Origin of the sequence: Thiocystis minor (genome assembly GCF_016653465.1) — a bacterium.
GTDB lineage: Bacteria > Pseudomonadota > Gammaproteobacteria > Chromatiales > Chromatiaceae > Chromatium > Chromatium minus.
Genome location: NZ_NHSQ01000059.1, coordinates 2,694 through 14,977, shown reverse-complemented (window position 1 = coordinate 14,977; position 12,284 = coordinate 2,694). Strand labels below are relative to the sequence as shown.

Here is a 12,284-nt window from a genome sequence, read left to right as displayed (position 1 = left end):
GCGAATCCTGCCGACATTGATCAGGCCCCGATAAATACCCAGGGCGCCTCGCTTCGACGGCGTTCCTCGTAGGCCCGGATCGCATCGACATGTTTCAGAGTCAGACCGATATCATCGAGCCCCTCGATCAGGCAATGTTTACTGCCCGCCTCGACCGTGAACGGGATGCAGGTTCCGTCGTCCAGCGTCAGGGTCTGCGCGGGCAGATCGACCGCGATCCGCAGCGGGCTTCCGCCCGTGGCCTGCTCGAACAGAGCATCCACGATTTTGGCGTCCAGCACGATGGGCAGAATGCCGTTTTTGAAACAGTTATTGAAAAAGATGTCGGCGAAGCTCGGCGCCAGAATGACCCGAAAACCGAAATCGGCCAACGCCCAGGGCGCGTGCTCGCGAGAGGAACCGCAGCCGAAATTCTCGCGCGCCAGCAGGATCTCGGCCTTGCCATAACGCGGATCGTTGAGTACGAACGTCGGATTCAAGGGCCGATCGGTGCAATCCATCTCCGGCTCGCCATGATCCAGATAGCGCAGTTCATCGAACAGATAGGGACCGAAGCCGGTCCGCTTGATGCTTTTCAGAAACTGCTTCGGGATGATGGCGTCGGTGTCCACATTGGCCCGGTCCAGCGGCGCGACGACGCCCGTGAAATTCTTGAACGGTTCCATTTACAGCGCCCTCACATCGACGAAATGACCGGCCACCGCGGCGGCCACGGCCATAATCGGACTCACCAGATGGGTACGTCCGCCCTGCCCCTGCCGACCCTCGAAGTTGCGGTTGGAGGTGGAGGCGCAGCGCTCGCCCGGCTCCAGGCGATCCGCATTCATCGCCAGACACATGGAACAACCCGGCTCGCGCCACTCGAAACCGGCTGCGGTGAAAATCTTGTCGAGCCCCTCGGCCTCGGCCTGCTCCTTCACCAGACCGGAGCCCGGCACCACCAGCGCTAACTTGATGTGGTCGCTGACCTTGCGGCCTCGGGCGACCTCCGCGGCGGCGCGCAGATCCTCGATCCGCGAATTGGTGCAGGAACCGATAAAGACCTTGTCGGGACGGATGTCGGTGATCGGCATCCCGGCGGTCAGGCCCATATAGTCGAGCGCGCGACGGATGCCGCCGGCCTTGACCGGATCGGACTCGGCGTCCGGATCGGGCACCCGACCGTCGATCGGCAGCACCATTTCCGGCGAGGTTCCCCAGGTCACTTGCGGCTGGATATTGGCCGCGTCCAAATCCACCACTCGGTCGAACGTGGCGCCCTCATCGCTGACCAGGGAGCGCCAGTGCGCGGCGGCGCGCTCGAACAGTTCGCCGGTCGGCGCGTAAGGGCGTCCGCGCATGTACTCGATGGTCTTCTCGTCGACCGCGATCAGACCGGCACGGGCACCCGCCTCGATGGTCATGTTACAGACCGTCATGCGCCCTTCCATCGAGAGCGCGCGAATGGCGTCGCCGCCGAACTCGATCACGTAGCCGGTGCCGCCTGCGGTGCCGATCTCGCCGATGATGGCCAGCACGATGTCCTTGGCAGTCACGCCCGGACCCAGCGCGCCGTTCACGCGGATCAGCATCGTTCTGGACGGACGCTGGATCAGACATTGGGTCGCCAGCACATGCTCGACCTCGGAGGTGCCGATCCCGAAGGCCAGCGCGCCGAAGGCGCCGTGCGTGGAGGTATGCGAATCGCCGCAAACCACGGTACTGCCCGGCAGCGTGAAACCCTGTTCGGGTCCGATCACATGCACGATGCCCTGACGATGATCGCCCATGCCGAATTCGGTAATGCCGAAGGTCGCGCAGTTGGTGCCGAGCGCCGCGACCTGGATACGCGCCACCGGATCGGTGATCCCGGCGGAACGCTCGCGGTCGGTGGTTGGAACATTATGGTCCGGCACGGCCAGGTTGGCCGACGTCCGCCAGGGTTGGCGACCGGCCAGCCGCAATCCCTCGAACGCCTGGGGCGAGGTGACTTCGTGGACCAACTGACGGTCGATATAGAGTAGGGCCGTGCCATTGTCGTCGACGCGGACGACATGCTCGTCCCAGAGTTTGTCGTAGAGAGTCTTGGCGCCCATGGCCCAACCTCGATGCAAAAAATGGAATCGACTAGGATAGTCGGGGAGCGGGGCAAACTCAAATCCGGCCCCGGAATTCGCTTAAACACCGAGCCGCTCCAGACCACCCATGTAGGGCCGCAGCACTTCCGGAATGCCGATGCTCCCGTCCGCCTGCTGATAGTTCTCCAGCACGGCAACCAGGGTGCGCCCGACCGCCAGTCCTGAGCCATTGATGGTATGGACCAGCTCGGGCTTGCCGGTTTCGGGATTGCGCCAGCGCGCCTGGAGTCTGCGCGCCTGAAAATCGCCGAAGTTGCTGCACGAGGAGATCTCGCGATAGGTCTGCTGACCGGGGAGCCAGACTTCCAGGTCGTAAGTCTTGCGCGCGGAGAAGCCTAGATCGCCGGTGCAGAGCGTCACCACCCGGTAGGCCAGCCCCAGCCGTTGCAGGATGGTTTCGGCATGTCCGGTGAGCGCTTCGAGCGCCTGGAGCGACTCCTCGGGGCGCGTGACCTGGACCAGTTCGACCTTCTCGAACTGATGCTGACGGATCATGCCGCGCGTGTCCTTACCGTAGGAACCCGCCTCGCTGCGGAAGCAGGGCGTGTGGGCAACCCATTTGCGCGGCAGATCGGCGGCCTCGAAAATCACGTCGCGCGCCAGGTTGGTCACCGGCACCTCGGCGGTCGGGATGAGATAGAGCGTCTTCTCGCCCGGCACCTTGAACAGATCCGCCTCGAACTTGGGTAACTGACCCGTGCCCTGAAGACTCTCGGCATTGACCAGATAGGGGACGTAGGTCTCGGTGTAGCCGTGTTCGCCGGTGTGGGTGTCCAGCATGAACTGGATCAGCGCCCGATGCAGCCGGGCCAGCGGGCCGGAGAGCACCACGAAACGCGAGCCGGTGACCTTGGCCGCGAGATCGAAATCCATCCAGCCGTTGACCGCGCCCAGGTCGACATGATCCTTGGGAGTAAAGTCGAAGACTGGCGGTGTGCTCCAGCGTCGCTCCTCGCGGTTGTCCGCTTCGTTCCGACCGTCCGGCACGCTGGCGTCGGGCAGGTTGGGTAGGGCCAGGCTGATGGCGCCGACCTCCTGCTGGATCTCGCTCAGACGCGCATCAGCGGCCTTGAGCCGTTCGCCCAGGTCGGACACCTCCGCCAGCAGCGGTTGGATATCCTGCCCGGACGCCTTGGCCTGGCCGATCGTCTTGGAGCGGGTGTTGCGCTGATTCTGTAATTCCTGAACCGCGATCTGCAAGCCCTTGCGTTCCGCTTCCAACGCATCGAAACGTGATTTGTCCAGGGTCAGCCCGCGCCGGGCCAGTTGTTCGGCGACGCGGTCGAGATCGGTCCGCAATAAACGTGGATCTAGCATTCTCGTTCCTGCTTCTTGATGAACGCCGTCGTGAAATCGCCCGCCAGATAGCCTTCCTCGATCCGCCAATCGGCGGCGAGTTCCTGGCCCAGACGCTTGATCTCGCTTGGCAGGTAGAAATTGTACGTGGGCGAGGTATTCCAGCCTTTCAGCAGGTTGAACACGAATCCCGTGTCGCAGACGGCGTAACAGTTGCGAATGAAGCGGTCGCTCTCTTCGCGGGTCAGGGTGTTCATGGCGCCGCTACAGAGATAATAATCGGCCTTGGGCAGCGGATCGTTCAGGACATCGAGGATCCGGATCTCGCAGCCGGTTCGCCCGCGCGCGGTCTCCACCATGGGCTCCATCACATCCAGCCCGAGATAGCGCCCCGGCCGCTCGCCGTGGCGTTCCAGATAGCAATAGAAATCGCCAAATCCGCAACCGGCATCCACCAGCGTCAGGCCGGAGAGGTCATCCGGCAGCAGGTCGCGCAGGACTCTGAACCGAACCTCCTGGGTCTCGGTGGAGTTCCAGTGCACCCCTTCGGCGGTCTCGCCGTGTGCCGCGAGGGCGCTGCGATAAAAAGCGTCATTATCGACTCTTGGCATCTTGGTCTTTCTCAACAGTTCCAGGGATCCCGCCGCCAACCGATCAAGGCTTGAGGTTGTCCGTTGTGGGAGCGCGTATTTCCAATCAAATCGTTGCTTAAAAACGACCGCTATCCACTGACCACGAGCGATGACGTCATGGATGGGACGGGAGCGGTTGGGCAATTTTCACGCAAGAGGCAGTCCGGACAGGCCGGTCGGGTCCGGCACGCCTGTTTGGCGTGACGAACGATCAGTGCATGGTACTCCTTGAAGAGCGGCACGTCAGGGCCGAGCGCCGTCTCCAAGGCGCGACGAATCTGCTCGTAACCTTCGTCGCCAGCAATCAGGCCGAGCCGGGCGAAAAGCCGGCGGGTATAGGCATCGACCACGAAAATCGGCCGCTCGAAGGCATAGAGCAGCATGTCGTCGGCGGTCTCCGGGCCGATTCCCTGGACCGCGAGCAGATCGCGCCGCAGGGTTTCGGTATCGCGCGCGTCCAGTCCAGCGAAGCCTCCCGCCGCCAGATAATACGCGCAGAAGACGCTCAACCGTCGCGTCTTGACGTTGAAGTAGCCCACCGGACGCAAAACTTCAGCCAACACAGCCGGATCAAGCGCGAGGATTTCGGCGGGGTCAAGCGCGATCGACTCCGTCAATCGCGCCAGCGCCCGCTCGACATTGATCCAGGCGGTGTTCTGGGTCAGCACGGCACCAACCATCACCTCGAATGGGCTGTCGGCGGGCCACCAATGTTGTTGTCCATACGCCGCGAACAGGGCAGCATAGACCCTTCGCAACCGCCTCCCGTCCAGCACTAGATCATTGGCCTGTTTTCGCAAGGGTGCCACCCTATCGGTTAAACTCTCATCATCAAGCCTTTCATCGTGGTGAAGCCAAAGTCACGATCGCGTTGTCAATTCTTCCGTCAGCCGTCATCCGCAAACCGCTCGAGACTTGAGGATTTCCCCATGACAGGCAAGCCCGCTGCCATCCGCCTGACCCTGCTCGTGCTTCTCGCCCTCCTGGCTTGCGGGCCGGCCGACGCGGTCGACGTGGTCTTGACGCTGGACCGCTCGCTCAGCATGAAGGGCAATGACCCAAACCGGGACAGTCTCAAAGGAGCGGAGCTTTTCAGCGAACTCCTCGGCGCCGAGGATCGTCTGGCGCTGACGACCTTCGCGCAAGAGAGCGAACGCCTGCTGCCGCTGACGCCACTGTCCGACACCGGAACCCGCGAACGGATTGCCTCCCTGATCCAGCAAGTCCGGATGGGTGGCATACGCACGAATTTCGAGGCCGCGCTGCGTACCGCGTCTCGGCTCTATCCAGACCAACCCCCGGATCCGGCGCACCCGCGGGTGCTGGTGCTGTTTTCCGATGGACAACTCAACCTCGGAAGCGAAGAGGCCAACCAGACCTCGCGCGCCGCCATCGTCGAGGAGATCATCCCAAAATTTCAGGCGGCCGGCATCCGGATTCTGGGGGTCGCCTTTTCTCCGGAGGCCGATCTCGCGTTTCTCCGTCAACTGGCCGACGCCACGGGCGGCCAGGCATTTCGCGCGGACAAACCAGCGGATATTTACGACGCCTTCGTCCGGCTGTTCGAGCAGACCGATCAACCCTTGACGGCACCCGTGATCGACGGCGCGGTCAAGGTCGACGCCAATGTCCGCGAATTGAAATTGCTCGTGAAGCGCGACACGGGCGATGGACCGATGCAGCTCACCGATCCCAGCGGTCGGACGTTCAGCGCGGGCGCGCCAGTGCCAGGGGTGGATTGGAAAAGCACACCCGATTTTGACCGCGTCTCGATTCAGCAGCCAGAGGCGGGATCCTGGAAAGTCACCGCGGATAACGCGGACAAGAAGGCGTATATCGAGAGCGATCTCGATGTGCACGCCACGCTTCCGGTGTTGGCGAGCCTGGACGAGACGGTGACCGTCGTCGCCAAATTGCTGTATCGCGGCGTGGCGGTCGATCCCAGCCTCATGAAAAACACACGCTTCACGGCCACCTCGCTCGACGCGTCCGGGGCCATCCAGCAGCAACTCGAATTACAGCCAGGCGCGAGCGATCCGTCCGCCCGGGATTATCGTGGCACGCTCGCCTTCAGCGCGCCGGGCCTGTTCCAGGTGCGCGTCAGCGCCGAAGGGGTGGATTTTCAGCGCCAAAAGACCTATTTCCTGACGATCGTCGGGGCGGAGCATCCGGTACCACCCGTTGCCCCGCAAGCGACCGGCCTGCCGGACAACGCCACGGCAGCGGATTCGCCGGATTCCGATCAGGCGACCCAGCGCACCGCATTCTTCATTTTCTTGTTAGGAAACCTCGGCCTTTTGGCCCTGGCCGGTCTTGGCGTCGGTGTCTGGTGGTGGCGCCGACGCCGTCGGATCGCGCCGGACGAGGTCGACCCGGATGACTAACGCCACCCCGCCATTCCACCAGATCAGCGCATGACCAACAGGGACAACTTCCCATCATGACTCCGGCTCACTATGTTTGGATCTATGGCCTGGCCGAGGCGCTGGCCCTGAGCCTGGTCTTCACCGCGCTGTTTGGAATTCAATGGTGGCGCCTGCGCCGGGAGCGTCATAAATTCGAGCGAAGCAGTCGGGCGATCGCCGGCATGCTCAAGGAAGAGATCGCGAGGCTCAACAACAAACCGACCGCAAGACCGGAGTTGCGCGGGAGCCTGGAAGCCTGCCTGAGCGCATTCTCGAAGCCGTTTAAGAAGCGACAACTGGCTGACGAAGAGGCGTGGAAAACGGTCGTGGAAAACGTCGGACATTGCTTCGATGATTTGCAGCGAACCACGCAAGGGGTGTCCGCGACAGGCCATCCGTCGGGACTCGACGCCAGCGACGACATGGCGGGATTGTCTGACACGGAACTGGATTCGGGGATCGATTCATTGCTGACCGGATATCGAGCGGGCACCTCGGCGATCGAGACCAATCGAGAGGCAACCGCCGAGCTGAAACGCAACTACCAACAATTACAGCTTGCCAACCGGAATCTCCGGCAAAAACTCCAGGTCGATAAAAACAGCGAGTTGTGGCAACTGTTCGACACCTCCGAACGCAGCAATGCCGTGTTCATGCGCACGCTCTCGGTGAAGGAGCGCAGCTATAACCTCCTGGTGAAGGAATTCGAGGCGCTGCGGGAACACGTCCATAATCTCCAGGCGACGATCGGCAACTATCGAAAATCGGTGCATAAATTAGTGCTCGAACAAAGCGGTCTCGCCGAGGAGAACAGACAGCTTCACGAACAGCAAGAAGTCACGACCAGGCTCGTGACCCGCTTGAATCGCGATTACGACACCTTACGCAACGAATACACGAAATTATTTGACACGATCCGAGAATGACCCTGCGACCGACTGAAGACATCAGGTTCGCTCAAACACATCCGCGCGGTTGCTCTTCCAAGATTGGCGGTGTTTTTCCAGTGCATCCGCAAGCGCTTGCGGGGTCATTTTACCCTGCCTGACCAGGACTTCACCCAGCGGGATATTCTGCCGAGCGAGTACCTTCATGGCCGTCGTGCAATCGTCGAGCGCCAGAATCCCCAGTGCATCGACGGCCTCGCAGAAGGTCGCCATGTGCTTCCATTGATAGGCACGCGCACGGGTGACATCCTCAATGGTCAGGGTTCCCTGCTCGATCAGCCGAAACAAAGGGTGAGCATTCAACTCTTTTTGCACTCTCGCGGCTTGCGCGATATCCGCCTCGCCCAGGATGTCGTTCAGAACCAGAAATCGGCCAAAGAGAACAGGAACATCCAGGAATGCCATCGCGTCGTCATTCATGATTCGCCTTCCGACACCGCGGCACCTTTCGACACCACCACAACCCCCTGGCGAGAGACGGCAAAACGCTCGCGATCCTGTTTTGCATCGAAACCGATCCGTTCCCCCGGCCCAATCTCGATCTCTTTCTCGACGATGCAGTGACGCAGATGCGCCCCCTCCCCAACCACGACGCCATCGAACAGGATCGACGCCTCCACGATTGCGCCGTCCTTCACTTGGACACGCGGAAAGAGGATCGAATGATTGACCCCGCCACCACTGATAATGGTGCCGGCCGCCAGCATGGAATTGACGAAGACGCCCTCGTTGCCCGTCGCCGCGCCAGGAACGGTGCGCGCCGGAGGATATTGTCCCTGATAGGTATTGATGGTCCAGTCCGGCTGATAGAGATCGAGCGGGGGTTGCGCGAGCAGGAGCGCCATGTTGGCCTGATAATAGTCATCGATGGAGGCAAGATCGCTCCAATAACGATCCAGCGTCACGCGCCCGCGCGTCTGGCCGAAGCGATAGGCGCAGACGCGATAATCCTGCGTCAACGGGGCAACCAGGTCGAGCGCAAGGTCATTGTCCGCAACGGCACAGCGTTCGATCCGGGCCAACCGTTCAAGCAGAAACTGCTTGTCGAACAGATAGACGCCCATGGTTTCGAGGTGTTCGTTGCGCTCAACCCCCTCCCCGTCGTCGCTCCCATGAAGCATGGCAGGTTCGGCCAATCCCAGAATACGCTCCTCATCATCGGCTGATTCAGACCCGACCCAAGGAATTCAAGCTCGACGGCGGGGACAGGCTCAAGTTCTTTCGGGAGATGCCAGACGCGGCGCAGCGACTGCGGCAGGTGAACGCCGTGCTGGAACAGTTGACGTAACCGACCCCAACAACACTTACCCGTCGCGCGAGAAAACGCCACAAGCCTCATCAAGTGACGTTGTCGCGCGTCCGCGTCGGACACCGAAGCATGACGATCACCCTCGCGGATCTGCTGAAAGACAGCGCCTACAAGCTCGGCCAGTTCAAGCTCGAGCAAATCGCAACGCTTGAGGCATCCATCAACCTCAAGGATTCCGGCAATAAACCGCCCCCATATTTAACCTGCCTGGTGCGCGGCCAGCAGATCAAGCTGACTCCTGAAGAGGCCGTTTGGCACTCTACATCATGGTGGTACGCGACGATCTCGGCTACCCCGCCAGCCGGATGGCCGTCGAGTACGAAGTCAGCTTCGGGCATGAAAAGAAGCGCGCCGACATCTGTCGTCTCTTCGACAAGGACAAACCCACAGCCACTTACCTCCGCCCAAAACACAGGTCGCATGAACCCTGACCCTTGACTCATTTCAGCATTCCGCCGGAATGATGGATCGGAGTCATCTATTGACTCCGAACGGATCGCTTTACAGACAACGCGGATCGCTGCTTGCGCAGGCGCTGGAGATCAAGACCGAGATGTTTGTACTGAGGAATGGACTCGCCCCTTGCCGCTTGATGGCTTGGTTTGTGTAACCCCAACTCGTGACGCCAATCACCGTATTGAATGCCGCCTCGGACCCAAGGCCAACGCCACCGCTAAGAACCGCCCCAATTCCAAGATTGACCAATTCGGGCCCGCCGCTCGAACCGCCAGTCTGCCGACCACCCCAGATCGTGTTATTTACAGAGGTACTGTTGCTGATATAACCCTGACTATCGGTACGCTGCATCCGATTTCCACCGTCATGGGAGACGGGATAGCCCAATTGGTTAATCAACGCGACCGCGCCCACAGCCAAACCACCGCCCGTAAAGCCATAGCCGTTCCAGCCATAATTGTACCAGCCGGTATTCGTGCCAGGGTAGGCGCCACTTTTTGGCGTCAGTTCAAGGACCGCGATATCGTTTTTGCACACGACACCCAAAGCGCCGGCCTGGCAGGGATCCGTTCCGTTAAAATAGGATGTCATTACCCAAGGTTGGCTAACCGACCAGCTCTGGTAGGGAGCCAAGTTATCATAATAGGCAGGAACGAAACTCCAGCTATTATAAAACTGCTTTTTACCAAAGGCGGCGACGCAGTGCGCCGCGGTGACGGCAAGACCTCGTTTAATCAATGAAGCCGAGCAGACGTAGGTATTACCATCGGGTTTCTTGAAAAACAGCTTGCCCGACGCCCTGTAGGGATAAAGTTTCGAGACGGTATTCGATGACAAGTCGACGCGCGACGTAGTGAAGGGCGTGTTTGCAGTGCCGTACTCCATTGGCGCCACGTCGTCCAGACCGCTGTCCATTGCGCCATCCATCTCCAGGCTGTTTAGGTTGATCTGTTCCTTCGGAAACAGACGAACCGGAAATTCTTTGCCATCCCCGGACGATCCCTTGGTGAAGCCTGGAGTACCTAGCTTCAATACCTCCTCTTCAGTCGCCATTTCAGGCGTAAGCATGTTGCTATTCGCCTGAGGTAGAGGCATAGCGTGCGCATTGGCGTAGTCAAGAGTGTCTGTCGGCGTACCTTTCTGAGCCGGCATGACAAGGGTCGTCACTTTACCTCGTTGCTCGATTTTCCCTTCACCTGCGAAGACTGCTGGCGCAAGGGCTACAGTGATCGACAGCGTCAAAACCGTGACGGCAACTGTTACCGAGATCTTTTTCATTGATTTTTACTACGGCAAGTTAAGGTAATTTAGTGTATGATGTAAAAAAATAATTTTCAATCTAAGTTAGGTAGAAATACTCAAACCGCATCCTGAGAGAGGTGGTCCCGCAAAACTTAACACGGCGATCAGTGGATGCTCGGTCCATTGATGATCCCCCGAAATCGGGAATTTCAGGGGACCAGAGCCTTCGCGAGCCATGGTCGCCCTCAGTCCGCATTGCCATCGGTCCGGCACCGACATCGCGGTGGATGCCGGCGAGGTGATCCTGATGCAGGGCGATCTGCGCACCATCCCGCTCAATTTCTTCTGGGCCTATGGCTACAACGTCGCCCTCATTCCGCTTGCCGCCGGAGTTTTCTATCTGCTGACTGACTGACTGGCTGGCTGCTCAGTCCAATGCTAGCGGCTGGGGCCATGAGCCTGTGAGCGTGTGATTGATCGGGATCAGCTAAAGGGTGACCCCGACGCCTCGCGCCGCGCTAAGAGTCTGTCCAAAAAGTTTAAGCTGGATGACAGAGTCTTCTGAGCATCAGACGGATTGATGCGAGTTTGAGAAAAGCGAGCGCCGTCGCGGTCAGATTTTCTACGTCTTTGGCGAGTCGGCGGCAACGACCGAACCAGTCAAACGTGCGTTCGACGATCCAGCGTTTCGGCAGCAAGACAAACCCTTTTGCCTGGTCGGATCGCCTGATCATGTCAATGGCGAGGTCCGGTAACCGCTCGGCAACTGCTGGTTTGAACTGAGGCCCCTGATCGCCGCCGTCGGCGAACAGCTTTTTGAGATCTGGCCAACGCCCCAGCCGCGTCGCTAACAACAGGGCTCCGCCATTACGCTCTTGGATGTCGGCCGGATGCACGGTGGTCTGCAAGAGCAAGCCGAGCCTGTCGACCAGAATGTGACGTTTCTTGTCGTCGATCTGCTTGCCGGCGTCATACCCGATGGGGTCAATGTGAGCCCCCTTTTTGCAGCGCTTTTCACGCTCTGGCTGTCGACGAGGCGCTTCAGCAGGCCTTCAGCGAGCTCAAGCGTTTGAAAGCGGCTGCGTAACATCAGTTCAGTAATAGTCCCGCCCACTGCGTCGCGCTGGCCGGTTAGACGCGACATGATCAACCTTCCAAAAATTCCACGTTTTTCGACACGACCACGACCCCCTGACTGGAAACCGTGAAACGCTCTCGATCCCGTTTCGCATCGAAACCGATCCGTTCCCCCGGCCCAATCTCGATCTCTTTCTCGACGATGCAGTGACGCAGATGCGCCCCCTCCCCAACCACGACGCCATCGAACAGGATCGACGCCTCCACGATTGCGCCGTCCTTCACTTGGACACGCGGAAAGAGGATCGAATGATTGACCCCGCCACCACTGATAATGGTGCCGGCCGCCAGCATGGAATTGACGAAGACGCCCTCGTTGCCCGTCGCCGCGCCAGGAACGGTGCGCGCCGGAGGATATTGTCCCTGATAGGTATTGATGGTCCAGTCCGGCTGATAGAGATCGAGCGGGGGTTGCGCGAGCAGGAGCGCCATGTTGGCCTGATAATAGTCATCGATGGAGGCAAGATCGCTCCAATAACGATCCGGCGTCACGCGCCCGCGCGTCTGGCCGAAGCGATAGGCGCAGACGCGATAATCCTGCGTCAACGGGGCAACCAGGTCGAGCGCAAGGTCATTGTCCGCAACGGCACAGCGTTCGATCCGGGCCAACCGTTCAAGCAGAAACTGCTTGTCGAACAGATAGACGCCCATGGTTTCGAGGTGTTCGTTGCGCTCAACCCCCTCCCCGTCGTCGCTCCCATGAAGCATGGCAGGTTCGGCCAATCCCAGAATACGCTCCTCGT

General features: G+C 60.1%; 12 protein-coding genes and 2 pseudogenes. 4 read left to right on the top strand and 10 right to left on the bottom strand.

The window, feature by feature from the left end:
* Positions 1-20 precede the first annotated feature (20 nt).
* The 5 genes from leuD to CCR95_RS06685 form a co-directional block, all read right to left on the bottom strand.
* Positions 21-665 (bottom strand): 3-isopropylmalate dehydratase small subunit, encoded by a 645-nt coding sequence (gene leuD / locus CCR95_RS06705; protein WP_201092956.1) that lies wholly within the window; start codon positions 663-665, stop codon positions 21-23.
* On the bottom strand, positions 666-2,075 hold the full coding sequence (leuC, locus tag CCR95_RS06700; protein WP_201092954.1) for a 3-isopropylmalate dehydratase large subunit: 1,410 nt from the start codon (positions 2,073-2,075) through the stop codon (positions 666-668).
* A gap of 81 nt (positions 2,076-2,156) precedes the next feature.
* Positions 2,157-3,434, bottom strand: a complete 1,278-nt coding sequence (gene serS / locus CCR95_RS06695) for a serine--tRNA ligase (RefSeq protein ID WP_201092952.1) — start codon at positions 3,432-3,434, stop codon at positions 2,157-2,159.
* The gene (locus CCR95_RS06690; RefSeq protein ID WP_201092950.1) at positions 3,428-4,024 is read right to left on the bottom strand and encodes a class I SAM-dependent methyltransferase; all 597 of its coding nucleotides are present in this window, start codon (positions 4,022-4,024) and stop codon (positions 3,428-3,430) included. Before CCR95_RS06690 ends, serS begins: the two co-directional genes overlap by 7 nt.
* A gap of 110 nt (positions 4,025-4,134) precedes the next feature.
* On the bottom strand, positions 4,135-4,803 hold the full coding sequence (locus CCR95_RS06685) for an endonuclease III domain-containing protein (RefSeq protein WP_242523099.1): 669 nt from the start codon (positions 4,801-4,803) through the stop codon (positions 4,135-4,137).
* A gap of 171 nt (positions 4,804-4,974) precedes the next feature.
* Here CCR95_RS06685 and CCR95_RS06680 point away from each other — a divergent pair, with 171 nt between their 5' ends.
* Together CCR95_RS06680 and CCR95_RS06675 are read left to right on the top strand one after the other, a co-directional pair.
* Complete coding sequence (locus CCR95_RS06680) at positions 4,975-6,429, top strand: vWA domain-containing protein (RefSeq protein WP_201092948.1); 1,455 nt, start codon at positions 4,975-4,977, stop codon at positions 6,427-6,429.
* Positions 6,430-6,485: 56 nt separating this feature from the next.
* Entirely contained in the window at positions 6,486-7,376 is an 891-nt protein-coding gene (locus CCR95_RS06675; protein ID WP_201092946.1) for a hypothetical protein, read from the top strand.
* A gap of 21 nt (positions 7,377-7,397) precedes the next feature.
* Here the strand turns inward: CCR95_RS06675 and CCR95_RS06670 are convergent, their stop codons facing one another.
* Both CCR95_RS06670 and CCR95_RS06665 read right to left on the bottom strand, forming a co-directional pair.
* The gene (locus CCR95_RS06670) at positions 7,398-7,817 is read right to left on the bottom strand and encodes a hypothetical protein (protein ID WP_207188537.1); all 420 of its coding nucleotides are present in this window, start codon (positions 7,815-7,817) and stop codon (positions 7,398-7,400) included.
* Positions 7,814-8,533 carry a GlgC family sugar phosphate nucleotidyltransferase gene (locus tag CCR95_RS06665; protein WP_338115360.1) on the bottom strand — a complete coding sequence of 240 codons (720 nt, stop codon included), beginning with the start codon at positions 8,531-8,533 and terminating at the stop codon, positions 7,814-7,816. The genes CCR95_RS06670 and CCR95_RS06665 overlap by 4 nt, the downstream gene beginning before the upstream one ends.
* Before the next feature lie 242 nt (positions 8,534-8,775).
* Between CCR95_RS06665 and CCR95_RS26570 the strand changes: the two genes are divergently transcribed.
* A complete protein-coding gene (locus CCR95_RS26570) occupies positions 8,776-9,144 on the top strand; it encodes a hypothetical protein (protein WP_242523098.1) in 369 nt (122 codons plus the stop codon).
* 63 nt (positions 9,145-9,207) lie between these two features.
* Here CCR95_RS26570 and CCR95_RS06655 read toward each other — a convergent pair whose 3' ends face one another.
* On the bottom strand, positions 9,208-10,440 hold the full coding sequence (locus CCR95_RS06655; RefSeq protein WP_201092942.1) for a trypsin-like serine peptidase: 1,233 nt from the start codon (positions 10,438-10,440) through the stop codon (positions 9,208-9,210).
* Between the two features lie 229 nt (positions 10,441-10,669).
* Here CCR95_RS06655 and CCR95_RS06650 point away from each other — a divergent pair.
* Positions 10,670-10,869 (top strand): annotated as a pseudogene (locus tag CCR95_RS06650) (hypothetical protein); the annotation flags it as partial.
* A 74-nt stretch (positions 10,870-10,943) separates the two neighbouring features.
* Here the strand turns inward: CCR95_RS06650 and CCR95_RS06645 are convergent.
* Positions 10,944-11,440, bottom strand: a pseudogene (locus CCR95_RS06645) (transposase); the annotation flags it as partial.
* A 110-nt stretch (positions 11,441-11,550) separates the two neighbouring features.
* A partial coding sequence (locus CCR95_RS06640; protein WP_276570234.1) for a GlgC family sugar phosphate nucleotidyltransferase occupies positions 11,551-12,284 on the bottom strand: 734 nt, incomplete at its 5' end.